Annotated in this window: 25 protein-coding genes; 16 read left to right on the top strand and 9 right to left on the bottom strand. The window is 59.8% G+C overall.

Annotated elements, in window-relative coordinates; genetic code table 11:
* Positions 1–211 precede the first annotated feature (211 nt).
* The 7 genes from J5M56_RS10515 to J5M56_RS10545 all read left to right on the top strand — a co-directional run bounded on the left by J5M56_RS10515 (position 212) and on the right by J5M56_RS10545 (position 7,760).
* Positions 212–1,327 (top strand): branched-chain amino acid ABC transporter substrate-binding protein, encoded by a 1,116-nt coding sequence (locus tag J5M56_RS10515; RefSeq protein ID WP_060477806.1) that lies wholly within the window; start codon positions 212–214, stop codon positions 1,325–1,327.
* A 186-nt stretch (positions 1,328–1,513) separates the two neighbouring features.
* On the top strand, positions 1,514–2,437 hold the full coding sequence (livH, locus tag J5M56_RS10520; RefSeq protein WP_145187715.1) for a high-affinity branched-chain amino acid ABC transporter permease LivH: 924 nt from the start codon (positions 1,514–1,516) through the stop codon (positions 2,435–2,437).
* Positions 2,434–3,690 carry a high-affinity branched-chain amino acid ABC transporter permease LivM gene (locus J5M56_RS10525; protein ID WP_207936771.1) on the top strand — a complete coding sequence of 419 codons (1,257 nt, stop codon included), beginning with the start codon at positions 2,434–2,436 and terminating at the stop codon, positions 3,688–3,690. Before livH ends, J5M56_RS10525 begins: the two co-directional genes overlap by 4 nt.
* Complete coding sequence (gene livG / locus J5M56_RS10530) at positions 3,687–4,454, top strand: high-affinity branched-chain amino acid ABC transporter ATP-binding protein LivG (RefSeq protein WP_186477612.1); 768 nt, start codon at positions 3,687–3,689, stop codon at positions 4,452–4,454. Before J5M56_RS10525 ends, livG begins: the two co-directional genes overlap by 4 nt.
* Positions 4,455–5,156, top strand: coding sequence for an ATP-binding cassette domain-containing protein (locus tag J5M56_RS10535; protein ID WP_046787727.1), 702 nt, complete (start codon positions 4,455–4,457; stop codon positions 5,154–5,156).
* 217 nt (positions 5,157–5,373) lie between these two features.
* Positions 5,374–6,048, top strand: a complete 675-nt coding sequence (locus J5M56_RS10540) for a hypothetical protein (RefSeq protein WP_207936772.1) — start codon at positions 5,374–5,376, stop codon at positions 6,046–6,048.
* Between the two features lie 104 nt (positions 6,049–6,152).
* Positions 6,153–7,760, top strand: a complete 1,608-nt coding sequence (locus J5M56_RS10545; RefSeq protein WP_186477610.1) for an NAD(P)/FAD-dependent oxidoreductase — start codon at positions 6,153–6,155, stop codon at positions 7,758–7,760.
* 150 nt (positions 7,761–7,910) lie between these two features.
* Here the strand turns inward: J5M56_RS10545 and J5M56_RS10550 are convergent, their stop codons facing one another.
* The 6 genes from J5M56_RS10550 to dinG all read right to left on the bottom strand — a co-directional run bounded on the left by J5M56_RS10550 (position 7,911) and on the right by dinG (position 16,096).
* Entirely contained in the window at positions 7,911–8,375 is a 465-nt protein-coding gene (locus tag J5M56_RS10550) for a glycine zipper 2TM domain-containing protein (RefSeq protein ID WP_060477812.1), read from the bottom strand.
* Between the two features lie 223 nt (positions 8,376–8,598).
* The gene (pdxH, locus tag J5M56_RS10555) at positions 8,599–9,246 is read right to left on the bottom strand and encodes a pyridoxamine 5'-phosphate oxidase (RefSeq protein WP_186477609.1); all 648 of its coding nucleotides are present in this window, start codon (positions 9,244–9,246) and stop codon (positions 8,599–8,601) included.
* 19 nt (positions 9,247–9,265) lie between these two features.
* Entirely contained in the window at positions 9,266–10,243 is a 978-nt protein-coding gene (locus J5M56_RS10560) for an OmpA family protein (RefSeq protein WP_186477608.1), read from the bottom strand.
* Positions 10,244–10,342: 99 nt separating this feature from the next.
* On the bottom strand, positions 10,343–11,488 hold the full coding sequence (locus J5M56_RS10565; RefSeq protein WP_207936893.1) for a serine hydrolase domain-containing protein: 1,146 nt from the start codon (positions 11,486–11,488) through the stop codon (positions 10,343–10,345).
* A 144-nt stretch (positions 11,489–11,632) separates the two neighbouring features.
* Complete coding sequence (locus J5M56_RS10570; RefSeq protein ID WP_207936773.1) at positions 11,633–13,870, bottom strand: beta-galactosidase; 2,238 nt, start codon at positions 13,868–13,870, stop codon at positions 11,633–11,635.
* 81 nt (positions 13,871–13,951) lie between these two features.
* On the bottom strand, positions 13,952–16,096 hold the full coding sequence (dinG, locus tag J5M56_RS10575; protein ID WP_060477816.1) for an ATP-dependent DNA helicase DinG: 2,145 nt from the start codon (positions 16,094–16,096) through the stop codon (positions 13,952–13,954).
* A 98-nt stretch (positions 16,097–16,194) separates the two neighbouring features.
* On the opposite strand from dinG, the gene J5M56_RS10580 reads away from it, so the two are divergent.
* Positions 16,195–16,659, top strand: a complete 465-nt coding sequence (locus J5M56_RS10580) for a CopD family protein (protein ID WP_207936774.1) — start codon at positions 16,195–16,197, stop codon at positions 16,657–16,659.
* Between the two features lie 36 nt (positions 16,660–16,695).
* On the opposite strand, the gene J5M56_RS10585 is transcribed toward J5M56_RS10580, so the two are convergent.
* The 3 genes from J5M56_RS10585 to J5M56_RS10595 all read right to left on the bottom strand — a co-directional run bounded on the left by J5M56_RS10585 (position 16,696) and on the right by J5M56_RS10595 (position 18,703).
* A complete protein-coding gene (locus J5M56_RS10585; protein WP_207936776.1) occupies positions 16,696–17,454 on the bottom strand; it encodes a collagen-like protein in 759 nt (252 codons plus the stop codon).
* A complete protein-coding gene (locus J5M56_RS10590; protein ID WP_060477819.1) occupies positions 17,447–17,722 on the bottom strand; it encodes a DUF1145 domain-containing protein in 276 nt (91 codons plus the stop codon). Before J5M56_RS10590 ends, J5M56_RS10585 begins: the two co-directional genes overlap by 8 nt.
* 285 nt (positions 17,723–18,007) lie before the next feature.
* Positions 18,008–18,703, bottom strand: a complete 696-nt coding sequence (locus J5M56_RS10595; RefSeq protein ID WP_207936778.1) for an OmpA family protein — start codon at positions 18,701–18,703, stop codon at positions 18,008–18,010.
* Between the two features lie 158 nt (positions 18,704–18,861).
* Here J5M56_RS10595 and J5M56_RS10600 point away from each other — a divergent pair, with 158 nt between their 5' ends.
* From J5M56_RS10600 to J5M56_RS10635, 8 genes are all read left to right on the top strand, one after another.
* A complete protein-coding gene (locus tag J5M56_RS10600) occupies positions 18,862–19,356 on the top strand; it encodes a DUF6231 family protein (protein WP_207936780.1) in 495 nt (164 codons plus the stop codon).
* 227 nt (positions 19,357–19,583) lie between these two features.
* Entirely contained in the window at positions 19,584–20,849 is a 1,266-nt protein-coding gene (locus J5M56_RS10605) for a site-specific integrase (RefSeq protein WP_207936782.1), read from the top strand.
* A 154-nt stretch (positions 20,850–21,003) separates the two neighbouring features.
* Positions 21,004–21,579, top strand: a complete 576-nt coding sequence (locus tag J5M56_RS10610) for a hypothetical protein (protein ID WP_207936784.1) — start codon at positions 21,004–21,006, stop codon at positions 21,577–21,579.
* Between the two features lie 75 nt (positions 21,580–21,654).
* Positions 21,655–22,290, top strand: coding sequence for a hypothetical protein (locus J5M56_RS10615; protein ID WP_207936786.1), 636 nt, complete (start codon positions 21,655–21,657; stop codon positions 22,288–22,290).
* Positions 22,291–23,069: 779 nt separating this feature from the next.
* Positions 23,070–23,471: a hypothetical protein gene (locus J5M56_RS10620; protein WP_207936788.1), complete on the top strand. Its 402-nt coding sequence runs from the start codon at positions 23,070–23,072 to the stop codon at positions 23,469–23,471.
* Between the two features lie 54 nt (positions 23,472–23,525).
* Positions 23,526–24,530 carry a hypothetical protein gene (locus J5M56_RS10625; protein WP_207936790.1) on the top strand — a complete coding sequence of 335 codons (1,005 nt, stop codon included), beginning with the start codon at positions 23,526–23,528 and terminating at the stop codon, positions 24,528–24,530.
* A gap of 131 nt (positions 24,531–24,661) precedes the next feature.
* Positions 24,662–25,549, top strand: coding sequence for an FRG domain-containing protein (locus J5M56_RS10630; protein WP_207936792.1), 888 nt, complete (start codon positions 24,662–24,664; stop codon positions 25,547–25,549).
* Positions 25,550–25,926: 377 nt separating this feature from the next.
* On the top strand, positions 25,927–26,403 hold the full coding sequence (locus J5M56_RS10635) for a YchJ family protein (protein WP_060477822.1): 477 nt from the start codon (positions 25,927–25,929) through the stop codon (positions 26,401–26,403).
* Positions 26,404–26,405: the final 2 nt, after the last annotated feature.

Consider the following 26,405-nt stretch of genomic DNA (forward strand, 5'->3'; position numbering starts at 1 on the left):
TGTGTCGATCATGCGACAACCCGTGAAACAGGCACTTTTTGCCCGCTTTTCAAGCGCGTAAACAGCGCTCTACACTGTACCGGTACAGTTCCGGGACATGTTCCGGGGGAAGGTGGGCATGCAGTATGGCGTGGCCATATCGCAATGCCCGCCCGGTCTGTAGCCCTGGCCGCCAGGACTATAAGAATTACAACAGAATGAGTGGAGCACTATGATCAAGATTTCCAAGCTGTTCGCCGCAATGGTACTGGCCGGGGTAGCCAGCCATTCGTTTGCCGCCGATACCATCAAAATCGGCATTGCCGGTCCTAAGACCGGGCCTGTGACCCAGTACGGCGACATGCAGTTCATCGGCGCGAAACAAGCTATCAAGGACATCAACGCCAAGGGCGGCGTGGATGGCAAGCAACTCGTAGCCGTGGAATACGACGACGCCTGCGACCCTAAACAGGCCGTGGCCGTCGCCAACAAAGTGGTCAACGACGGCGTCAAGTTCGTGGTCGGTCACCTGTGCTCCAGTTCCACCCAACCTGCGTCCGACGTCTATGAAGACGAAGGCGTCATCATGATCACGCCAGCGGCCACCTCGCCGGACATCACCGCCCGTGGCTACAAGATGATCTTCCGTACCATTGGCCTGGACAGTGCCCAAGGCCCGGCGGCCGGCAACTACATCGCCGACTACGTGAAACCGAAAGTGGTCGCGGTGCTGCACGACAAGCAGCAGTACGGCGAGGGCATCGCCACAGCGGTCAAGCAGACCTTGGAGAAGAAAGGCGTCAAGGTTGCCGTGTTCGAAGGCCTGAACGCTGGCGACAAAGACTTTTCCTCGATCATCCAGAAGCTCAAGCAAAACAACGTCGACTTCGTCTACTACGGCGGATACCACCCAGAGCTGGGCTTGATCCTGCGCCAGTCCCAGGAAAAAGGCCTGAAGGCCAAGTTCATGGGCCCGGAAGGCGTGGGTAACGATTCCATCTCGCAGATCGCCCAGAATGCCTCCGAAGGCCTGCTGGTCACCCTGCCGAAGTCGTTCGATGCAGACCCGGAAAACAAGGCCATCGTCGACGCCATCAAGGCCGACGGCAAAGATCCAAGCGGCCCATTCGTGTTCCCGGCCTACTCGGCTGTGGAGCTGATCGCCAAAGGTATCGAAGCGGCCAAGTCCGAAGACACCGACAAGGTGGCAGCGGCCATCCACGCAGGTTCGTTCAAGACCCCGACCGGCGAGCTGTCGTTCGACGAAAAGGGCGACCTCAAAGACTTCAAGTTCGTGGTCTACGAATGGCACTTCGGCAAGCCGAAGACCGAAGTCTCCCCTCAATAACTGCGTGACTAATAGCTGACCGTAAAAGCCCACTGTGCGAGCAGTGGGCTTTGTTTTACGAGGTTCATGGGCTCGATCCCCGCGATCCGGGGGCGGGCTCACCTGAAAATCTTAAAACCGTCACCCGCGGTTTCCTGGCCGTACCCCTGCCAGCGAAATGCAAATCAGGTTTTTAGGAGCGCTGTAATGCCTGAGATCTACCATTTCTTCCAACAACTGGTTAATGGATTGACCATCGGCAGCACCTATGCCTTGATCGCCATCGGTTACACGATGGTGTATGGCATCATCGGCATGATCAACTTCGCCCACGGCGAGGTGTACATGATCGGTTCCTACGTGGCCTTCATCGCCCTGGCAGGGCTGGCCATGATGGGTATCCATTCGCTGCCGATCCTGATGACCGTCGCCTTCGTCGCGACGATCTGCGTCACCAGTGCCTATGGCTACAGCATCGAACGGGTTGCCTACCGCCCCCTGCGCAACAGCAACCGCCTGATTCCGCTGATTTCTGCCATCGGCATGTCGATCTTCCTGCAGAACACGGTCTTGCTGTCGCAAGACTCCAAGGACAAATCCATTCCCAACCTGATCCCAGGAAGCTTCTCCTTCGGGCCAGGGGGTGCGGAGGAAGTTCTGGTTTCCTACATGCAGATCCTGGTGTTCGTGGTCACCCTGGTAGCCATGACCTGCCTGACCCTGTTCATCTCACGTTCCCGCCTGGGTCGCGCCTGCCGCGCCTGCGCCGAGGACATCAAGATGGCTAACCTGCTGGGCATCAATACCAACAACATCATTGCCCTGACCTTCGTCATTGGCGCCGCCCTGGCGGCGGTGGCGGCCGTGCTGCTAAGCATGCAGTACGGGGTAATCAACCCCAACGCCGGTTTCCTGGTGGGCCTGAAGGCCTTCACCGCGGCGGTACTGGGCGGCATCGGCAGTATTCCGGGCGCCATGCTCGGCGGGCTGGTGTTGGGCGTGGCCGAAGCCTTCGGTGCCGATATTTTCGGCGACCAGTACAAGGACGTGGTGGCATTCGGCTTGTTGGTTCTTGTCCTGCTGTTCCGGCCGACCGGCATCCTGGGCCGCCCGGAGGTTGAAAAAGTATGAACAGAAATATCAAACAGGCGTTATTCAGCGCCTTGCTGGTCTGGGCCGTGGCCTTCCCGGTATTGGGCCTTAAACTGAGCATCGACGGTATCAGCCTGGTGGTGCATAGCCAGGGCTCGTTCACCATCAGTATCATCGCCGTATGTTCGGTGTTGATGTTCCTGCGCGTGCTGTTCGACAAGCAGTGGAACGCGGTGATGGGGCGTCGCTCGGAGCGCAAACTGATCCCGCCAGCCGTCAGCAACTACCTGACGCTGCCGAAAACCCAGCGCTATGTGATCATTGGCTTGATCATCGTGGCATTGGTGTGGCCGTTCTTCGGGTCGCGCGGCGCCGTCGACATCGCCACGCTGATCCTGATCTACGTGTTGCTGGGCCTGGGCCTGAACATCGTGGTCGGCCTGGCTGGCCTGCTGGATCTTGGCTATGTGGGTTTCTACGCCGTAGGCGCCTACAGCTACGCGATGCTCTCGCACTACCTGGGCTGGAGCTTCTGGGTCTGCCTGCCGATCGCCGGCCTGATGGCGGCCACCTTCGGCTTCCTGCTGGGCTTCCCGGTGCTGCGCCTGCGCGGTGACTATCTGGCGATCGTGACCCTGGGCTTTGGCGAAATCATCCGTTTGTTCCTGCGCAACCTCACCGACTGGACAGGCGGCCCCAACGGCATCAGTAACATCCCGAAACCGGAATTCTTCGGCCTGACCTTCGAGCGCCGGGCTGCCGAGGGGATGCAGACCTTCCACGAGTTCTTCGGGTTGCAATACAACTCGATCAACAAGGTCATCTTCCTCTACCTGGTTGCCTTGCTGCTGGCGCTGTTGGCGCTGTTTGTCATCAACCGCCTGCTGCGCATGCCTATCGGCCGTGCCTGGGAGGCGCTGCGCGAGGACGAGATCGCCTGCCGCGCGCTGGGCCTGAACCCGACCGTGATCAAGCTTTCGGCGTTCACCCTGGGTGCCTGCTTCGCAGGGTTTGCCGGTAGCTTCTTCGCTGCACGCCAAGGCCTGGTGACCCCCGAGTCGTTCACGTTCATCGAGTCGGCGATCATCCTCGCCATCGTCGTGCTCGGCGGCATGGGCTCACAATTGGGCGTGATTCTCGCGGCCATCGTGATGATCCTGCTGCCTGAGCTGATGCGAGAGTTCAGCGAATACCGAATGCTGATGTTCGGTGCGCTGATGGTGTTGATGATGATCTGGCGTCCGCAAGGCCTGCTGCCAATGCAACGCCCCCACATGGAGCTGCGTCGATGAGCCGCGAAATTCTGCAAGTCAGCGGCCTTAGCATGCGCTTCGGCGGCTTGTTGGCGGTCAACGGCGTGGGCCTGACCGTCAAGGAAAAACAGGTCGTGGCGTTGATCGGCCCGAACGGCGCTGGCAAAACCACGGTGTTCAACTGCCTGACCGGCTTCTACAAGCCAAGCGGCGGTACCATTCTGCTCGACGGCCAGCCTATCCAAGGCCTGGCCGGCCATCAGATTGCCCGCAGGGGCGTGGTGCGGACCTTCCAGAACGTACGCCTGTTCAAGGAAATGACTGCACTGGAAAACCTGCTGATCGCCCAGCACCGCCACCTGAACACCAACTTCTTCGCCGGCCTGTTCAAGACCCCGAGCTTCCGCCGCAGCGAGAAGGAGGCCATGGAGCGCGCACAATACTGGTTGGAGAAGGTCAACCTGACCGAATTCGCCAACCGTACCGCAGGCACCCTCGCCTACGGCCAGCAGCGCCGCCTGGAAATCGCCCGCTGCATGATGACCCAGCCACGGATCATCATGCTCGACGAACCGGCTGCGGGCCTGAACCCGAAGGAAACCGAGGACCTCAAGGCGCTCATCGCCTACCTGCGCGAGTCGCACAATGTCACGGTCCTGCTGATCGAGCACGACATGAAGCTGGTGATGAGCATCTCTGACCACATCGTGGTGATCAATCAGGGCACACCCCTGGCCCATGGCACGCCGCAGGAGATCCGCGACAACCCTGAAGTGATCAAAGCCTACCTGGGGGAAGCGTAAATGCTGAAGTTCGAAAACGTCTCCACCTTCTACGGCAAGATCCAGGCACTGCACAGCGTCAACGTGGAAATCAACCAAGGCGAGATTGTCACCCTGATCGGTGCCAACGGTGCGGGTAAATCAACCCTGTTGATGACCTTGTGCGGCTCGCCTCAGGCCCACAGCGGCAGCATCAAATACCTGGGTGAGGAACTGGTCGGCCAGCCGTCCTCGCACATCATGCGCAAAAGCATCGCGGTGGTGCCTGAAGGCCGCCGCGTGTTCGCCCGCCTGACCGTCGAAGAAAACCTGGCCATGGGTGGTTTCTTCACCGACAAGGGCGATTACCAAGAGCAACTGGACAAGGTCCTGCAACTGTTCCCGCGCCTGAAGGAGCGGTACTTGCAACGTGGCGGCACCATGTCCGGCGGCGAGCAGCAAATGCTGGCCATCGGCCGGGCGCTCATGAGCAAACCCAAGCTACTGCTGCTCGACGAGCCTTCTTTGGGCTTGGCACCGATCATCATCCAGCAGATCTTCGACATCATCGAACAGCTACGCCGCGACGGCGTGACGGTGTTCCTGGTGGAGCAGAACGCCAACCAGGCACTGAAGGTCGCTGACCGGGCGTATGTGCTGGAAAACGGCCGGGTGGTGATGCAAGGCACCGGCGAGGCACTGCTGACCGACCCGAAGGTGCGCGACGCGTACCTCGGGGGTTGATCCACAAAGGGCCATTTACTGGCCCTTTTTTCTGCCTGGCTCGCACCGAATGTATTGGCCTGATTGCCGATAAACCCGCACCCACAGTTGCTGCGGCCCCTGCAGGAGCGGGTTCACCGGCAAGGAAGCCGGAACAGGCCACCATTAACTTGAGATCCGCCGCAAGCCTGAGTAACGTGGCCAGCTCTTTGGCAAAGATTCTCCGGAGCCCACCCCCATGCGCGTCACCCCAACCCTGCTGCTCAGTGCACTGCTACCGATGTTCGCTGGCTGCCAGATGCTGGCCGAACAGCAACGCGACCCAAACATCGGCACCACTCGCATGCAGGGCGAACTGAGCGCAGGCGGTGGGCGGCTGTTGTTCAAGCCGTGTGGCGAAAGCCGCCGTTTCGTGATCAACGACGTGGCCGGCACCGGCATCCTCCAAGAGTCCGTCAACTTGGCCAAGGACGCCAACGCCAAATTGTTCGGCGATGTGCGCGGGCGCCTGACCGGCAGCAAGCAGGCCGATAATGATGGCCAGTTACAGGTCAGCCGCCTGTACCGTCTGGAATCGTCCACCCGTGCGTGCGATGACCCCAACTTCAAGCAGTTGACCCTGCGAGCCAGCGGCCACGAACCTGACTGGGACATCAAGGCCAGCGGTAAAGGCATGGTGCTCAACCGCACAGGCAAGGAGCCACTGCCGTTGCCATTCCTCGAAGAAGAAGTGCCCGGCGGCGGCCTGACCCTGAGCAGTGAGGCCAACGGCCAGCGCGTGGAACTGTGGGTCGCCCCGCAGCGATGCGTCGATGGTGGGACGGGCGCCGTGCGTCACCTGCGCGCTGAGCTGCGTATCGACGGCCAGACCCTGCAAGGCTGCGGTTACTACGGTGGCGCACGGGACAACTGATCACCGGGCGCGTTTTATCCTGCCAGTCATGGCGGCTAACAGCTTATACTTGGCGGTTTGTGTAAAGCCGCCGGCCGCCCATGGCCGGGATACTGGACCCTGCCATGCTACGAATCACCGAACTGAAGCTGCCCCTGGACCATCCCGACGAAGCCCTGCGTGAGGCCATCGTCCAGCGCCTGGGCATCAGCGACGAGCAACTGCTGAGCTTCAACCTGTTCAAGCGCAGTTACGATGCGCGCAAGAAGAACAGCGAGCTGCTGTTCATCTACACCATTGACCTTGAAGCCAGCAACGAAGCCGAGCTGCTCAGCAAGTTCGCCGATGATCGCAATATCGGCGTGGCACCGGATGTCACCTACAAGTTCGTTGGCCAAGCCCCTGCCGATTTGCAGGAACGCCCGATCGTGGTCGGTTTTGGCCCCTGCGGCATTTTCGCCGGCCTGCTGCTGGCGCAGATGGGCTTCAAGCCGATCATTCTCGAACGTGGCAAAGAGGTGCGCCAGCGCACCAAGGACACCTGGGGCCTGTGGCGCAAAAGTGTGCTCAACCCTGAGTCCAACGTGCAATTTGGCGAAGGCGGCGCCGGGACCTTCTCCGACGGCAAGCTCTACAGCCAGATCAAAGACCCGCAGCACCACGGTCGCAAGGTACTGGAAGAGTTCGTCAAGGCCGGCGCGCCGGACGAGATTCTATACATCAACAAGCCGCACATCGGTACCTTCCGCCTGACCGGCATGGTCGAGCAGATGCGCCAGGACATGATAGCCCTCGGCGCCGAAGTGCGTTTCCAGGAAAAGGTCACCGACCTGCTGATCGAAGACGGTCAGGTGACTGGCGTTGTGCTCCAGAGCGGTGAACAACTGCATTCGCGCCATGTGGTTTTGGCCTTGGGCCACAGCGCCCGTGACACCTTCCGCATGCTGCACGCCAGAGGGGTGTACATGGAGGCCAAGCCGTTCTCGGTCGGTTTCCGTATCGAGCACCCGCAGACGCTGATCGACAAAGCGCGCCTGGGCAAGTACGCCGGCCACCCTAAGCTGGGCGCCGCTGACTACAAGCTGGTGTACCACGCCAAGAACGGCCGCTCGGTCTACAGCTTCTGCATGTGCCCAGGCGGCACCGTGGTAGCTGCCACCAGCGAACCGGGGCGCGTGGTCACCAACGGCATGAGCCAGTACTCGCGTAACGAGCGCAATGCCAACTCCGGCATCGTCGTCGGGATCGACCCCGAGCGCGACTATCCGGGCGGGCCACTGGCAGGCATCGAGTTGCAGGAACGCCTGGAAGCCCATGCCTACGTCATGGGAGGCAGTAACTATCAAGCGCCGGCTCAGCTGGTAGGTGACTTCGTTGCGGGCAAACCGTCCACCGCCCTGGGCAGCGTCGAGCCGTCTTACAAACCAGGCGTAACCCTGGGTGACCTCGCGCCAAGCCTACCGGACTTCGCCATCGAAGCGATCCGCGAGGCACTGCCCGCATTCGACCGCCAGATCAAAGGCTACAACCTGCACGACGCAGTGTTGACCGGCATCGAAACCCGCACCTCGTCGCCGCTGCGCATCACCCGTGGTGCGGACCTGCAAAGCCTGAACCTCAAGGGGCTGTTCCCGGCAGGCGAAGGCGCAGGTTATGCCGGGGGGATTCTTTCGGCCGGTGTAGATGGTATCCGCATTGCCGAGGCAGTAGCGCGGGATATTCTCGGGCTCTGACCCGTGCGGCCAGGCCAGGCCGGTTGACGGATGAACTCGCAGCCTGCCCAAACCCTGTAGGAGCGGGTTTAGCCGCGTACAGGCCGGCCCAGAAAACCAAAAACCCCGAACAGCTCACGCCGGTTCGGGGTTTTTGGTTTCAAGCGCCAGTCAGTGCGTGACGCGGCTGGTGCCGTCCACGGTCATGATGCGGACGCGGTCGCCGACACGGAAGATTTCATTCTCCTGCACGGCCTGCACGTAGGCACGCATGCTGCCATCATCTTCACGGACGGTGATCTCCACACCCTGGGTACGGGTCAGGCCTTCTTCGGCGGCAGAGCCCGCCAAACCACCAGCTACTGCACCGATCACGGCAGCGACAATGCTGCCACGGCCACCGCCGACTGCGCTGCCGGCAACACCACCTACGATTGCGCCAGCGCCACCGCCGATCGGCGTCTTGGTGCCTTCGATCTTCACCGGGCGCAGGGATTCGATGGTACCCATGCGTACGGTCTGCACGCGACGGGCTTCATCACGGGAGTAGCTGTCACCAGTCAAGCTCGAGGCACAGCCACCGAGAAGCAGCGACATGGCGGTAAAAGTCGCCACCAGCAAAGCGGATTTACGCATGGGTACAATCTCCAGAAAACAGGTGTCCATTAGACGCTGCGCATAGACGGCTGTCACGGCGCGCAGGTAAAAAAAGTATTTCCATTCAGGCCCTGTACAGCCTTCGGTCGGCAGTAATGCCGACGTTACAGCTCAGACCAAGGATAGCCACTGATTACTGCATCGTCGTATGCAGCACGGTGCCCACAGAAAAACCAAGGGCCGCTAATGCGGCCCCTGTCAGTCATGGCGCGAGTCGCTCGCGCAACCATTGGCCATCGACCAGTCGGTAGTTCAAGCGGTCATGCAGGCGGCTGGCACGGCCTTGCCAGAACTCCACCCGCTCGGGTAACAACCGGTAGCCGCCCCAATGTTCCGGGCAATGCGGCTGGGTCTGAGAGAACCGCGCCTCGGTTGCCTTGACCAGCCCCTCGAGTTCCTGACGGTCGGCAATCACCCGGCTCTGTGGCGAAGCCCAAGCACCCAGGCGGCTTCCCAGGGGGCGCACCTGATAGTAGTCATCCGACTCCTTGGCCGTGACCTTTTCTACCCGCCCTTCAACCCGCACCTGGCGTTCCAACGCTGGCCAGAAGAAGGTCATGGCAGCGAATGGATTGGCCAGCAGTTGTTGGCCCTTGGCGCTGTCATAGTTGGTGAAAAAGGTAAAGCCACGGTCATCAAGGCCCTTGAGCAGCAGCACCCGACAATGCGGGCGGCCTTCGGCATCGACGGTGGCGAGGGTCAAGGCGTTGGCCTCCACCGGAGGTTGCTCGGTTTTGACTGCATCGGCAAACCACTGGTGGAACAGCGCGAACGGCTCACCCGGGGCCTGGGCTTCTGCCAGGCCATCGCGGGTGTAATCGCGGCGCATATCGGCCAAAGATTGGGTCATGGCTGCGCTTCCTTGGCGATCAGTTGGTCTTCGCAGAGGTATTGGCGGCTACCTTTTTGTCAGCGGTAGCAGCTTTCTTGGCGACAGGCTTGGCCGATGTGGCTTTTTTCTTGGCTGTGGCCTTGGTCGCCGGTTTGGCAGCCGCCTTCTTGGCGACAGGCTTGGCCGCCGCCTTCTTGGTTTCAGCAGGCTTGGCAGCTGGCGCTTTGGCATCCTGTACCGCGACCAAGGTCGCCGGGGTGGCCACTGGCGCTGACTGTTGGTACTTGGCCAGCAAGGCAAGCATGGTGTTCTGCGGGGTGAAGAGCATTTCAACCCGACGGTTCAGGGCACGTCCTTCGGCGCTGTCGTTGGCAGCACGCGGCATCACCGACCCCATCCCTTTGAGCGACAGGCGGTCACGCTGCAGGCCGCTCAGGCGGAAGATGGCCGATACCGAAGCGGCACGCTCCAGGCTCAGCTTTTGGTTGGCAGCAGCAGCGCCGCTGCTGTCAGCATGGCCTAGCACCAGCACCGCAGTCTTGGCATCGCCCTCGACAGCCTTGGCCACCCGGGTGATCGGCGACAAGGTCAGCGGCAGCAGCATGTTCGGGCGGTCTGGGTTGTAGGAGCCGTCCACTGGGATGATCACCACCAGCACGTTGTCACGGCGCTCCAACTCCAGCTTGCTGTCCTTGACTGCTTCACGCAGCTTGGGCTCGTACTGATCCAGCCAGGCCTGAGTGGCTTTTTCATCGATTTTTGGCACAACTGGCCCTTTGGCCTGCTTGTCGTCACCACCAAACGGCCACCACCAGCGGCTGGCGCTGTCAGACTTGGCATCAGCCTTGGCGACGTTTTCAGTCACCGCTGCCTTCACTTCCTTGTCGGCAACCTTGTCCGAACCGAACGGCCACCAGCTGCTGCTGCCATCCTTGGCGCCGTCCTGAGAATGGCTGGCACAACCGGTCATTGCGGTCAGGCACAGTGCGAGAGCTAAGGTTTTATGTGAAGACATCAGCGATACACCATGAAATTGAAAGATATTTTGCCCACGCACAGGGGGCGGTGGCATTGAGGATAGTCAAAGGGATGGCTTAACACCCGCGTTACCCGATCAAAGGCAATTGCCGAGCACTCGCACCAGCTGCTGGGCTCTGGGGTCCATCAGCACATAGGGGCCCAAGGTGTTGACCACGAAGCCAAAGGCCACATCATGCTCCGGGTCGGCGAAGCCCACCGAGCCCCCAGCACCTGGATGACCGAAGGCACGGGCACCGAGGCCGAAGGTGGCATTGGCCACCTCCGGCTGATCGAGCATGCAGCCAAGACCGAAACGGGTCTGGGTCAGCAGGGTGCGGTCCTGGCCCAGGCTATGCTCGCGAGTGAGCTCGTTGAGCAGCTCGGATTCGAGCAGGCTGCCGTCGAGTAGGCCCGTATAAAACCCGGCCAGACTGCGCGCATTGCCATGGCCATTGGCCGCTGGCTGCTGCATGCGCCGCCACTCAGGCTTGTTGGTGCTGGTAAGGATTGCAGGCGGATTGGTGAAGGCGCGGGTCGACAACGCCTCTGGCTCACACAGGGTGACCTGCAGCAGGCGCTGGGCGGCAGCATCGCCTGCATTGCCCTTGCCCCGGGCGATATGCGCCACGCGGTGGAACTCCTCGTCGGCAAGGCCAATGTGGAAGTCCAGGCCTAGCGGCCGGGCGGTGCGCGCGACGATCGACTCCCCAGGGCCACGGCCATCGACACGGCGGATCAATTCCCCGACCAGCCAGCCATAGGTGATGGCGGCATAACCGTGTTCCGTGCCGGGTGTCCACCAGGGCGTTTCGGCAGCCAGGGCGTCAACCATGGCCTGCCAGTCGTAGAGGGCCTGCGCCGGTAGCAGCTCGCGTATGGCCGGCAGGCCGGCACGGTGGCTGAGCAGCTGACGCAGGGTGATGTGCTGCTTGCCGGCCTGAGCGAACTCTGGCCAATAGCGCGCGACTGGGGCGTCCAGCTCAAGCTTGCCCTCTGCGACCAACTGCAGCGCGGTGACGGCGGTGAACGTCTTGGTGCAGGAGAACAGGTTGGCGATGGTATCGCTGTGCCAAGCCTGCTGGCCATCCTTGTCGGCGCTGCCGGCCCAGAGGTCGACCACAGTCTGGCCACCGACCTGGATGCACAGCGCCGCTCCACGCTCTTGAGAATCCTCGAACAACGCGGCGAATGCCTCGCGCACGGCTTCGAACTTCAGCTCATAGTGACCCTGGATCTGCACCCACTGTTCTCCGTACATCTTGCCGACAAGGGCGTGCATTGTTTCAGTAGTTGGCCGTTTTGCCTACTGGGCAAGGCCCAGCGGCCTGCCCCCAGATAACCGTTTCATCGGCGCCAGAGGCATTGCATGCCCCCACTTTGAGATTCACGGGGCTTTTTGCTGCGCCTCTGCGCGCAACTGACCAATGGCCTGCAGGTTGCTCTTGCGCACGGCCTCTACGAAACCTGGATATGCAACATCAGTGATCGCAACCAAGCCCAGATGGCCATTTTCCCCATCGAGCAAGCGCCCGCTGGCTGGCTGATCGAGGTATTGAAACCAATGTGCGCCGACGATCATCGGTTGCGCTAGAGCGGCCTTGAGGAAGTTGCCATAGGCTGGCCCCCGGTCTTCTTCCCTTGCCACTTCAACTGGCCCTGGCCAGAACGGCCCGCGATCGCGGGAGCCAAACTGAAACTCCGACACCAGTACCGGCTTGTCGAGCTCGGCAAGCTTTGCAAAGTCATAGCCATCTTCGGGTTTAAGGGTATAGAAATTGAAACTCAGCACATCGCAGAATTCGGCGCAGGCTTTGACGGCTTCGGGCGTGCTCACGGCATAGCGACCGCCCAGCAGTAAGTGGTTGGGCGCATGCCACTTCAGCGCATCGGAAATGGTCTTGAAATAGGTTTCGGCGAATACATGCTGGAAGTACTGGTAGTCACGCTCGATCTCCGGGTGCTCAGGATCGGGCAATGGCGCCTCGAAGCCTGGGTCTTCCATCAACTCCCAGGCTTGCAACTCGATGCCCCACGCCTTGGACAGCCCTTGTTGATTACGGTACTTGTCGCGCAACTGCTTGAGAAACGCGCGCTTGGCCGGCACGTCGGTGGTCAGGCGCAACGTACCGTAGGCCAGGCCATACCGGGCCCTTGGGTCGTTGCCTGGCGCAGCCCAGGCCAGTTCGTTATCGGCGAAGTAGCCTATCAGCCAAGGATCGTCTCGGTGATCGCGTGTGGCGATCGCCACAGCACGCTCGGTGGCCATGGCAAAGCGCGGGTCGAACGGATCGGGCATGCGGCCCCACCAGTCCATGCCCGTGCTGATGCTTGCATAGTCGCCAACAATCGACAGCGGCAAGGTGTAAGGCATGCGCTTGACCAGGCCGATGCCTGGGTCGCTCCAGTTGCCCAACGTGTTGAAGCCCCAGGCCTGTAAGCGGTCCAGCGTGTGCGTCTGCCAACGCTCGGCATCCAGTTGCGGTGCAGGACATGGCGCGGCGGCTTGCTCGGTGTCTGCGGGCGGGCAGGGTTTGCCGTAGGTGCGCTGCAGGTTGGCGGCATAGAAGTCGAACCAGCGCCCCTGCTTGAAGCTGCGCCCGATGGACGAAGCGTTGCCATCGTCATTGTTGCCCTCACCATAAAACGCCGCCATCGTGTCGCCATCGGCTGGCAAACCCTTGAACATGGCTTCGCGACCGGCCACGTAGGTGCGCCCACCATCGGCAGCCACGGCATTGACCCCCAGCGAGAAGAACGGATGCCCCTCGGGCGTCACCAGGTACCAGCGGCCATCGCGTTTTTGCGTGCGGAAGAACCCTTGGGCTTCGAATGCAGGCCCACCGAGCACACCGCCGTAGCTATCGAGTTGCTGTTTCTCGCGCTCGGCCAGCCAAACCTTGAGCTGTTGCTGTTCGCGGGCGTCAGCGGCCTTGAGTTGATCGTCTTGAGTGATTTTTTCGGGCCATTGGCCTCGGGTGGATTGCCCATAGGCGTCTATCAGCTCGCGGTAGGCAGCCTGAAAGGCCACGTCATCATCCTGGAGCCCTACCTTTTCGATCAGCAGGTTCTGCGCCACCTTCGGTTTGGGGATGGTCAGGCTGACAGCGGCCACCTGTTTGAGGTCGAGCTCCCCGGCGCTGCTGGTCAACAGTAACCGCTGCCCTTCGTAGACCCACGGCATGGGCGGGCCGGCACGCATGCCCTGGCTCAACGGCGAACTGGCCGTAAGCGGCACCAGCACGGTTTGCGCAGGGCCTGCCGGCAGGTCGATACGGCTGGTTAGTTTGCGCCCATCGCTGCCAACGATGGTCACATCCACGGTCAAGGCCCAGTCTTGGGCGCTTTGCATACGCAGGGTCAGAAACCGCCCTGTCGACCAGTCCCACACACCGCTCTGCGGGCTCAAGCGCAAGGTTGGCCGCTCGACCGGGCTGAACACCACCCGCCTGAGTACCTCGCCCTCGGCCGTCTGCTCGGCATTGTACTGCGGCATGCCGGCCCCCTCGGTCGCCACGTTGACCACCGAGGCCGGGCGCACGAAGCTGAACAAAGTTTGTTGCCCGGCCCACGCGGACGTGCTGAACAACAGGGTGAGTACCACGGGCAAGCTTCGGCGGATCATAGGGCTGGGGGTCTCCTTCCAGGCCCTCTTGAGCCCGCGACTGAGTAATGGACAACAGGCCGGTGCATCGTGCTCCGGCCCTTAGGATATCTCCCGCCGGAAGGGCGGTAGCGCATTGAGGATAGCCTTGCCGTAACGCTGCGTGACCAGGCGTCGATCCAGCAGGGTGATGACCCCTCGGTCCTGCTCGGTACGCAGTAGGCGACCGCAAGCCTGGATCAGGCGCAGCGAAGCATCGGGCACGGCGATTTCCATGAACGGGTTGCCACCGCGGGCTTCGATCCATTCGGCCAGCGCTGCCTCGACCGGGTCGTCAGGCACGGCGAAGGGTATCTTGGCGATCACCACATGCTCACAGTAGGCGCCTGGCAGGTCGACACCTTCGGCGAAACTGGCCAGGCCGAACAGCACACTGTGCTGGCCGTCGTCGACCCGAGCCTTGTGTTTGTTCAGGGTTTCCTGCTTGGACAAGTTACCTTGGATCAGCACCAGCTTGCGCCATTCGCGGTCAACACCGTCGAACACTTCCTGCATCTGTTTGCGCGAAGAGAACAGCACCAGTGCGCCACGGGCGTCCTCCACGATGCCGGGCAACTCGCGGATGATCGCCGCGGTGTGCGCGGCAGCGTCACGCGGGTCGGCCTTGAGGTCGGGCACCCGCAGCAAGCCGGCATCGCCGTGCACGAACGGGCTTGGTACCACGCAGGTAACCGCATCTCGGGGCAAGCCTGAACGCATGCGAAAGCGATCGAACTTGCCCAGCGCGGTCAGCGTGGCCGACGTCACCAACGCGCCATGGGCAACGCTCCACAGGCTGCGGCGCAGCATCTCGGCAGCCAGAATCGGGCTGGCATTGACCTCGATGTCGAACAAGGCTCCGCTTTCGGCCAGGGTCAGCCACCGGGCCATGGGCGGGCTGTCCTCCGGGTCTTCAGCGGTGAAGGCGGTCCATAGCTCCCAGTTGCCCTGGGCACGGGTGACCAGGCTGCCGAACAGCGGGTACCACTCCTCGGCCTGGTGGCTGGCGATGCCGATGTTGACTTCGCCGTCCATGCCCTCCTTGAGCAGGTCGGCCAGGCGCGTGAACAGGTCATTGAGGCGGGCGAAGCCCTTTTTCAGTTCGATGCCCACTTCGCGGATCTGCTCGGGCACCACACCACCTTCGAAGCGGTAGCGCGGGCGCTCGCGGCCTTCGGTGTCCTCGCTGGGACGGAAATCGGCAACCTGCTCGCACAAGGTGAACATGAACTGCTGCTGGGTACGCACCTCCCGCGCCAACTCCGGGACCTGCTCGATGTACTTGCCCAAATCGCCCGGCAGCGGATGCTGGGCCAACAGCTTGGTAAGGTTCTTGGCGGTCTGCTCCAGCCAGTCGGCAGTGGAGCGCAGTCGCGAATAATGGGCGAAATGGCCGATGGCCTTGTCTGGCAGGTGGTGGCCTTCGTCGAATACGTAGAGCGTGTCGCGAGGGTCAGGCAGCACCGCGCCGCCGCCCAGCGCCAGGTCCGCCAGTACCATGTCGTGGTTGGTGACGATCACATCGACCTTGCCCATACCTTCGCGGGCCTTGTAGAACACGCACTGCTGAAAGTTTGGGCAGTGACGGCCAGTACACTGGCTATGGTCGGTGGTCAGGCGCGCCCAGTCCTGGTCTTCGATGGCCTCCGACCAACTGTCGCGGTCACCGTCCCAACGGTTGCCAGCGAGCTTCTCGATCATGCTGTTGAACAGCTTCTGGCTGCGCTCGTCGACTTCGATATGGAAGCCTTCTTCTTCGAACAATTGCGCAGTGGCCGATTGCGCATGGCCTTCTTGCAGCAATATGTCGAGTTTGGACAGGCACAGGTAGCGGCCCCGGCCCTTGGCCAGGGCGAAACTGAAGTTCAGGCCGCTGTTGCGCATCAGGTCTGGCAGGTCCTTGATGACGATCTGCTCCTGCAGCGCCACGGTTGCGGTCGCGATCACCAGGCGTTTGCCGGCGGCCTTGGCAGCCGGGATCGCCGCCAGCGCATAGGCGACCGTCTTGCCGGTACCGGTGCCGGCCTCCACCGCGACCACGGCAGGCTCGCCCGCGCGGCGGCCTTCATCGTCGCAGGCGATGTCGCCGAGCACTTTGGCCACTTCGGCGATCATCAGGCGCTGGCCATAACGCGGCTTGAGGCTCTTGGCTTCGAGAAAACGCGTATAGGCGCCCTGGATGGTGGCTTTGAGTTCGTTGCTGATCATGGTCTGCAGGCGCCCGAAGGGCTGGATATATTTTCAGTGTTTTGCATGGGCCGGCTATCATACCCCGCTCTTGCCCTTTATGCCGCATGGAGATCCAGATGGTTGCCTTTGCCTTGCCCTATGCACTGCATGTACTTGCCGCCCTGGTTTGGGTCGGCGGCATGTTCTTCGCCTGGCTCGTTCTGCGCCCAGCAACGGTCGCAGCCCTTGAGGGGCCTGCCCGGTTGAAGCTGTGGGTGGAAGTTTTCCGACGCTTCTTCGTCTGGGTCTGGCTAGCAATAGCGATTCTGGCGATAAGTGGCATCGGCATGTTGCACATGCGCTTCAGCGGCCTGGAAACCGCGCCCAAGTACGTGCAGGTGATGATCGGTGGCGCGATAGCGATGTTTGCGCTGTTCATGCGCATTCAGGCATTGCTGCTGCCCGAGCTCAAGGCGGCAGTGCACGCCGAGAACTGGCCGGCGGGCGCTGTGGTGCTCGGGCGTATCCGCCGGTTGGTGGGCCTGAATCTGCTGCTCGGCCTGGCGGTGGTCGCGGTCGCCAGCTCGCGGCTGATGACCTAAAGGCTGGCGCGCCCTGAACCGGGCGCACGCAGGCGTTCACAAGCGCTGCAGGATCAACTCACCCTGCGCGCCGGCCAGCCCGGGCTGCCCCTCCTGGCCCGGTCGACCATTGGCCCCCGCATCGGTGCGATACACCAGGCAGCCCTTGCTCGCCCCGCCGTTACCCGGTTTACCTGCGGCACCTGGCTTACCCGGTGCCCCGCCGTCCAATCGAACCAGAACGCGATCCTGGGGAAAATCCTGCGGTAGGCTCAGCCGAACATGCCCGCCGGGGGCACCGTCATGCCCATTGCCACCGTCATCGCCGTTGGCCCCTCTGCTCGCCTGGCCCCACGCGCAACCACCGGCCTGGCCATTGGCACCATCCAGGCCCACGTAACCCGGTGCGCCTGCGCCGCCCCGGGCATCGATGGCCAGGCGCTCGGCATCGACCTCGGTCAGTTTCAACTCAAGGCTTCGCCCAGAGCGAGCGGCCCGTTCATAGGTGCCAGGCGCACCCGGCGCGCTGAATTCGCTGCCCTCACCCAGCACAGCGCTAGCGACGTCGATAAGCAGAGGTGCTTCGGCCGGGGCGATGGCAATACGCGCATCGCGCCCCAACTGCAGGTGGTCGACTCGCAGCTCGGTCAACGAGGCCGGTAACAGTAAGGTGGCAGAATCTGCCACACGTAACTGCTCAAGGTGCACCGCGGCCGACTTGCTGGGCAGGCGCAATATGGAGTGGGAGGCAACCTCCAGGCTCTGGGCCTGGACCATGGGCGCGGCCAATGCCGCCAGCACTATCAATTTACGCATGGCGAGGCGCCTCCTGCGGACGGGGAATGGACATGACATGAAAGATACCGGTCAGCAGAATCTGCAGCCGATCGAACCAGCGGTGGCTTCGGCCTCGCAAGCTGGCATTGAAAAACAGCACCTCAAGAACATGCAGGCTCAGCACGACAATGCCCAGCGCATTGATCAGCAGGTTCAACGGCACCGGTTGCGGCGTCATCAGATTGAATAGCACGACGCCCCAAAATGCTACGGTCAGGATCTTGCCCAGGCCCAGAATGAACTTCATACCCCGCCCCTTCGTGTCTGTTTATTGTCAGGCTCAAGCGGCCCTGGCAAGCGAGCCGCGCAACCAACACTAACTGCAATGACGCAGCACGCGCCAGCTTGTCCGTTGAACAGCGCATCACGTCGTTGTGAATGGCGCAGCCTTGGCGCAAGCCGGCACCCTCGGCAATGGCGACACTGCCTGCGATATTGCATTGGGGTGAGTGCTGCTGAGCCATCGGCCGAGGCTCAATAACAGGATTGAAAACGCGCCCGTGCCCCTTTTCGAGGCACGGGCACAGGGCGGTCAACGCTGGATTTTGATCTCGGTACGCCGGTTCATGGCGCGGCCCTCGGCGGTGGCATTGTCTGCCACTGGCTGGGTCTCGCCAGCACCCACTACCGATACGAAGCTTGAGCGCGGTACGCCGCTGTCGATCAGGTAGTCGGTTACCGCATGGGCACGATGCTCGGAGAGTTTCTGGTTGTAGGCGTCCGAGCCCACGCTGTCGGTGTGGCCGGTCACACTGAGGCGCGCACTCGGCGCTTCTTGCTTGAGGCGAGTGGCAACAGTATTCAGGCGGTCTTTGTCAGCAGCCGTCAGGCGTGACGAGTTGAACTCGAAGTGCACATCACGAATGACGATCACTTCCTCCTGCACAACAACTACTTCCTCGACCACCGGAGCAGGCGCTGGTGGAGGGCAACCATTGGCATCGACCTTCACGCCATGGGGCGTGCCTGGGCACTTGTCGCGGCTGTCCGGCACGCCATCGCCATCCTCGTCACCGTCGCCGTGAGCCCAGCAATAACCCGCCGCCAGACCACCACCAAGCAGCGCGCCCCAACCCGCCCAACTGGAGCTTTCGATGGCGCCCAGGCCGGCTCCGGTGATACCCCCGACGGCAGCACACTTCGGCCAGTCGGTTTTTTGCAAACCTGCGCAACCAGTCAACACACTGGTGAGCAACACCAAGGGTAATGCTGTGCGTACTATGCTCATTTCGTAGCTTCTCCTAGGGGAATCGACTCAAGGCCGATCTTTCGGAGTAAAGACGGCACTATCCATCCCTGCCAGCAATAAGCCACTGCGCAGCCACTTTCCTCTATGCCGACGGGCAATGGCCCGCTAGTCTTGGGTGTCTAGAACGAGGATTGGCAATGACCGACGGTTTTTCCCAGCGCACCCCGCAACAAGCTTTGGCCGCCCTGCTAGAACGCTTTACGCCGCAGCGTCTGCTGCTGGTGGGCACCCGCTTCCCAGCCCTGGACGCCTTTGCCGATGCTCACCCGCAGGTCACGATCGAAACCTGCCCGCCAGGGCCCTTGCCGGCAACGGTGGCGGCTCAGCGCTTTGACCTGGCCGTACTGGTGGACTGCCTGGAGCACCTGCCCAAACGCACGGGCCTGCAATTGTTGGGCGGCATTCGCAACCTCAATGCCAGCCGCGTGGCGGTACTGGCCGACCTACCCGCCTGTGGCTGGCGGGATACCGATTTCTTCTCCCTGGCACTGTCGGCCAGCGAGAAATTCCGCCGTGACCAGCAGGTCTTGAGCTTGTTCACCTATGATCTACATGACTACAAGCAGGTCCCGGACTGGCTCAACGCCAAGTTCTGGGCCAACCCGGAAATGTTTGGGAAGTACTGGTGGTAAACCCATGAATATCAAGGGCTTACCTCACCATGACCACCAGCATTGCTATGCCCGAGCAGGGCCAACTGTCACCAGCCTGTAACCAGCCTTGTCACCATCGACCATCTCAGGCCCTTTCGGTCTGGCACTACAGAAGGTCAGGAATCTACTATCTGAGGGTTCGCCCTCGGGGATGCTCAACCCGTAGTCTCGCCATCTCTCTCCGTTCCACCGATAGGCCAACCGCTATGCAGTTCTCAAAGGACATCCTCAAGACACTGGCTGTCTTCCACCTCGACCGCCCTGAGGCTTCGTGGGAGGACCTCAAGGAACGACTCAAGGAGATCGCTGAGGACGCCCTACAGGGCCATAGCGAGGACTCTCGGGGCCTCTACATGGAAATCTATGACCAGATGAGCAACCACCTCGCTGAGGCTGCCTCGCTTGGTCGGTTCACTGGGAGCCAGCAGCGAGCCATCGGGACAGGCCAGCGGGTTCTCAGGGCTGCTCAGGAGCGTCTTGAGGGTCGCCCTCAGGAACTCACAGAGATCATTGGGGAGCTGTATTGTAGCACGTCTGTAGCCCCTTCCGCGTCCCTATCTGTAAATGCGTCCTCGACAGACCCGATTACCTTCGAGGGCCTCTCTGAGCTGTTCATTAAGGAACGCCAAGGCAACGTGGAAGGCTCAACCCTGAAAGCCATCCAATCGAACTGTAGGACGCTCTCAGGACTTCTCGGGGATCTCAACATCAAGACCCACACACGGGCTGACATGGTGGCGCTCAAAGAGCGTGTAATGGATGGCCGCAAGGTCCTGACAGTCAACAAGCTATTGACCCAGCTATCCACTGTCATGGATTGGGCCGTAAACAATGGCTTCCTTGAGCGCTCCTATGACAAGGGCCTGAAGATCGAGAAAGGGGCTGACAGTGAGCGTAGGCCCTTCTCTCGTGATGAGGTGGCAACCATCATGGACCATGCCAACGCCTTGCCTGCAACTGACTGGAAGCGCTGGGCGCTGTCTCTGGGAGTCCTCACAGGTGCCCGTATTGGTGAGCTGTACCAACTGACTCAGGACGACATAAAGCAAGTGGACGGGATCACCGTCATCGACATCAACAAGGACGAGAAGGGAAAGACCCTGAAGAATGACTTCTCCGTCCGGCAAGTCCCTCTGGTCGATGGGGCCTATGGGTTCTCCCTCAAGACCTTCCTTGAGTGGGTCGCATCGGAACCCGGCAATCTGTTCAAAGCGAAGGCTCACTATTTCAACAAGCCGCTCAATGAGGCCCTACGTGAGCCGCTGGGGCTGAAGGCAGGCAGTGACCAGTCGTTCCACTCGCTGAGACATTCTCTGTCGGGCCTGCTGAAGGCCGCAGCGACCCCTGAGGTCATCGCTCAGAGCATCACCGGGCACAGCTCAGGGAACATCACTTACGACCTCTACGCGGGGTCTCAGAGGGTTCCTGTGGGGACACTCCATGAAGCTCTGGTAAAAGCTTTTGGGGATTAAGCAGTAGGAGCATTGGGTGGGTTGATGCAATTGTCCTGCCCACCCTAATCCATTTCAAAATTATGAGTGACACAATGACATGATGCGCCTCCTACAAATCGCTGTTCTGGGAAGTCTCTATATGAATGCGACGGCTGAGACATTAGAGAGTCAAATGAATAACCTTCAAAGCCGAGTCCAGACGGTTGAGCAACGCAATGCGGCAGCACTTCGAGACTTACGTGACAATGCAATAGTTAGATACAGAGATTCGATAAAGATCGACAGTATCACAACTGATGTGACAGAGGTCTACGAGAGGACGGCAAAAATATCCATCCGAGTTTATTGGCACGTTGAAGACACAGATATGGATGAGATCGAAAGCGTGCTAAGCAAGTACTTCACCACATCAACAGGAATAGGCAAAGAAGCTTTATTCGCCAGAGTTGACCAATGCAACCATAATGAATTCTGCACAATAAACAAGAGCCTAAGCAAGTACATGAAAGGAACTGCCGTGGGCATAGATGCATCCTTTCTTGACGATTGGCAACCTTCAATCCTTATGGATGGCTGGGGAAAATTCCCTAAAGGAGGTTCTATGACTTACAGTTTCAATGTAGCCAAGAAAAAAATCAAAGGGGACCCTAAGCCTATTGTCAAAGCTCAAATATATGACGTGATTCCTTGCGACCCTTCAACTGGATGCACAGCTAAGAAATACGACCGTCGGAAGGTCTCTAAATAAACGCCCATCTGTTGGTGTCGTTAAAAACCCTCACTATGGCTGCACGTTCGCAGCGGCCATTTGAGGACCACTTCCATGACCCTGCTCACCCAACCCGGACCACTACACCGCCACGTCGATCACGAAACCGGCACCATCCTTCACACTGACCCAATCTCTGGCGAGGTTATTCGCCGCAAGGATATGGTCCGACCTGCCAACCTTGAGGCCCAGTATCAGGCATGGGCCGCTGAGCGTCGTGCCGATGAGTCCCTCTCTGAGGACCACCAGAAAGCCGCCAAGGGCCTTTCCAGCGACCCCCAAGGGCAACCCCAAGAGACCCCAAGCGATGAGCCTAAGCGAGGACGTGGACGCCCAAAGGCCACCTTCGCCAACCCTGTCGCAGCCTATATGTACCTCCTTGCGATTCCCGATCCGCTGCCATGGGTAGACGACATCATTACCGGGTCAATCATCACCAGTGCAGGAGTCACCAACGGAAAGATCAACGTCAAGGCCCGAGCGGTCATCGGTGCGTTGTTCCTTTCGGAGATCACAGCGGACGCCTGCAAGACCAATGAGTATTCCTTGAGAACCGCCCAGCGAATCGCCAAGGCTGCCCGACACGCTGCCAATGGGATCGCTTCGTATGTTGAGAGACACCCAGACATCAAGGCTGAGATTGTGGCTGAGGTAGGCGCAGAGGCTCTATTCCGGGGCTTGGCGACTTAACGCCGGATATATAAAAGAAAATCTCAAGGACCATCTTCAGGTCAAAGCATCGACCAGACCCAGAGGGAGAGGGGTTGTTAATTACAACTCCCCTCATCTCAAAGGGCATCTTTAAGAACACCTCAAAGGAGACCTCACACCATGACCATCATTGTCTGCCCAGCTAATTCACGCCTCACCGATCAGGACGTGTCTATCTTGTCCACTGTATTCCCTCGACCTGCTCGAACCCAGCTCATTGAGCTACGCCGAACCCTCAGTGACCACCGTTTCAACTTCAGGACCTACAAGGCTGGACAGGTCACCTTCGATATGGACGGTGTGGCCCAACGGGTCCTCGCTAAGTGTCCCCAAAAGACCCTCGACCGTTTGAACCAGCTACTTGAACAAGGGTTGTGTCTGCAAGCCATCGCCTCGACTCACTTGAGGATTCCATTGAGTGGCTCTGAGGGAATCTCACTCACAACTTAAAGGCTTCCGTCAAGGCTGTCGCCAAATACCCTCACTATGGGTAAGACAGGAAGACCAACAACAAAATAATTTCCTCGACCCTGCACAACAGCCGTCGCCACGGTTGATCCAGTAGCGAGCTAACGCTGCGCCCTTCGATGCCCTTCAGGCTTGCCATGTCCTGAATCAGCGTCATCAACACCACTTGAAACCCAGAACCTTTTGATCGTCCTTGAAGATGCCCGCGAAGGCTTTCTCCTTGGCCGTCTGGTCGTGCGCGTCTATGGCGCAAGGACGAATCAAAGGGTCCCCAATAGGAGAACCCAAACATGAAAATCACTATCACGAAAGTCCTGAAGAACGAAGTCACCGTGTCGGGCCAGACCCTGAACCGTGAGTACGTCGAGAACATCATGCTGCCCATGCTGGTCGCCCAATGCGGGACCGTTAAGGGCCAGCAATTCGAGATCGTTAAGGCGTTCGATGAGGCCGGTCTGTCGCTCCAAGCGATTCCCGTAGTTGCCCGAGAGTACCGCCAAGACCAACACCAAAAGGCTCAGGAGCGTGCTCGCTTGCAGGCTGAGGCAGATGCCCATGCTGAGCGATGCCGTGTGCCCACGGATCGAGAGATCGCCCAAGCGAAGGCGGATCGGGAAGCCCGAAACGCTGCCATTCGTGAGCATGGTGCCCGTATGCGTGCCGCCTCCCGTAGCAATAGCGGTGGTTGGTAACAGCGCGTTCCTCGACACACACACTTCATTCATCTATTCAGGAGAACTATTCCCATGAAACAACCATTCCAGTACACCAAGCCATCGACCTACACCACCGCCGTCACTGATGAGCACACCGGGTCGATTCGATTCAACACTGCCGATGTTCGCCCTGAGACCCAAGCGGCCACCGATGTGTCCGTCTATGTGGAGGCCCTTGTGGAAGCCGCTGAGGACTACTTGAACGGCGATGAGTGGCGAGAGGCTGCCATGGAGGCGACTCCTTGTGAGTTCCGTCCGGCTGGCTCTGAGGCCACTGGGCAACAAATCATCACCATGGCCGACCGCTCTGTCGCCTTCGACCCTCGCAAGAACTGGGATAACGAGACCATCAGCAAGGGTGAAGTCCTGGCCGGTTCTGTGATCTTCACCGAGACCACCGACACGGCATTGGTCATCAGCCACCGTGCCACCATCCTCGACCACAATCTGATGGCAGGCTTCACCGTGCAGTCTATGGAGCAAACCGCTGACAAGATGCTCCGTGACATCGAGCACAGCGCAGCCGGTAAGGTCGCTGCCATCTTGGCGACTGCCCCAAGCACCGAAGTGGTCTCTGAGGCCATGCCAACAGGCAAGCCTATGGAGGTCTCTGAGGACCTCATCGACATCATGGCCATGAACATCAACCACACCGTAGGCACCTCGCTGTCTGACTTCGTGGTCCTGCTGCCTGCTGCTCTCCTGAGCACTCTGGAACGTGCTGCCAACCGTGCCGGTCTTGGAGATGATGTCGAGGCCCTCATTGGAGCAGGCATCCAGCCGTACACCGGGACCGACCATGGCATCTTTATGTTGCCCAAGCTGTTCACCTCACTGAGCTACCGTGAGCGCCAAGACGGCAGCGTGTGGCGTATCGAAGCGACCCGCAATCCGAACGCCCAAGGCTGGGACCTTGAGATCATGGCTGTGGTGGACATCATCGCCAATGGCATGGTCAAGGTGAAACTCACTACCGATGGTCTTCAGACTGTCCAAGTGCCGTTCCCGCTGGTCACTCGCATTGCCCTGAGCTGATCTAAAAGCGCCCCGTAAGGCCGGACCTAAAGAGGGACCGGCAGGGGCTACTGAGAAACAGGATATGTATGGACAAACCTGCGCCTTACCCCTGAAGATCAAAGATCTCGAACATAGTTAGGATGACTGTAATGGGTGTCGATAATTTTGAAGTTAAAACGTTTGAAACCGCTGAAAGTTTTTGGGACGCACTGTCGCCCACCAGACCTCTCGTCAAAGGTCCACACCAATTTATCTACCGTGGACAGGCTGACGCAAATTGGAAGCTTGTTCCCTCCTTACTCCGCCCGTATCAGAATCAATGCTCAGATTCGACTAAGAAATTCTGCTCCAAAGAATTTTTCTTTTTGGAACATCGGTGGCTACAGAAGTTTATGGAGCAACTGGATCGCGTAGGTCTAACTATCCCAAATGATAGTTCTGAGTTTCGCAACCTCATTGTCAACCCTTCAGCCGCCATTAACAGATTCAAAGGGAGCAAACCAACCCCCGAAAAGAGCCTTTTTAATCTGATGGCAAAGGCTCAGCACCACGGCGTACCCACTCGACTCCTTGATTGGACGACTCAGAGTTTCACTGCATGTTACTTCGCTGCAAGCTCGGCTCTTGCGTGTTTTAAGGAATGGAAAGAAAAATCCCGCTTAGCAGTCTGGGCTTTGAATATTGAGCATAGCGGCCTCTATGATGACTTGATACTCCATACCTCACCCGGATCAACGAGCCCTCACCTTGCAGCGCAGGCAGGACTATTCACCGTCCATCCAAATAATCTGTTCCCCACGCAAGACCTTGCTCCACGGGGATTAGAGGTCATTTTTCCTGAGCAACCAACTCCTCTCATCAAGCTCACTCTTCCAGTATTTGAGGCCGCCAAACTTATCGAATACTGTGAAAGTGCAGGATTTAGTGCTGCGAATATCTACCCCTCTGCCGATGGCGCTGGAAAATCCGCTGTTGATTGCATCAATATAGAAAACGCCAAGAGCATGTGGAATACCGACATAGTAAAAATACGATAGTTTGCAACCTCTACAGGAGAACCTAATGGATATCTTGCAGGCTGCCTATCTGGTCTGCGTAGCTGTCCGTCTGGTCTGTTGGCTACATGAGCATCTTAAGGGCCCTGATAGAAATATGAAGAAAATTTCCGAGCCCCCATCTGACAAGACTAACCCGCGCAGGCTCCCCCGTAGGCCCTCGCATGGGTGCCTGTGGGCGCGTTAAGGACCCCAGTTAATTCGCCCTTGCGGTCTTGCTGTCTGTCACCAACACTGTCACCAGCTTTGTCACCAAATTCCTTGAGGTCCTCTATGAAGCCCGCTACGCTTGGCCTGCCGCCATACCCCACTCAGTTCTGGGCCAACCCTGAAAATTTCGGCAAGTATTGGTGGTGATGATGAGTGTCTCGGTTTGCCCGTGTGGCAGCGGCAATCTGCTCGAGGCCTGCTGTGGGCATTACCACGCCGGCACCCCGGCTCCCGACGCCCAGGCATTGATGCGCTCGCGTTACAGCGCCTATGTATTGGGGCTGGTCGACTACCTGGTGGCTACCACCCTGCCTGCCCAACAAGACGAACTGGACCGTGATGCGATTGCAGCCTGGAGCGCCCAGAGCACCTGGTTGGGGCTACAGGTGCAGAGCGCTGAAGTGCTTGGCGGTAAGCCCGAGCACGCCTTCGTGACCTTCATCGCGCGCTGGCATGACCTGCAAGGCGACCATCAACACCGAGAACGCTCCGCTTTCGTGCAGCACGAGGGGCGCTGGTACTTCATCGACCCCACCGTCGCACTCAAGGCCGGTCGCAACGACCCCTGCCCCTGCGCCAGCGGGCAGAAGTTCAAGAAATGCTGCGCCAGTTACGTCGGTAATTGAGC

This window comes from Pseudomonas sp. 51_B (genome assembly GCF_017491595.1).
GTDB lineage: Bacteria > Pseudomonadota > Gammaproteobacteria > Pseudomonadales > Pseudomonadaceae > Aquipseudomonas > Aquipseudomonas promysalinigenes.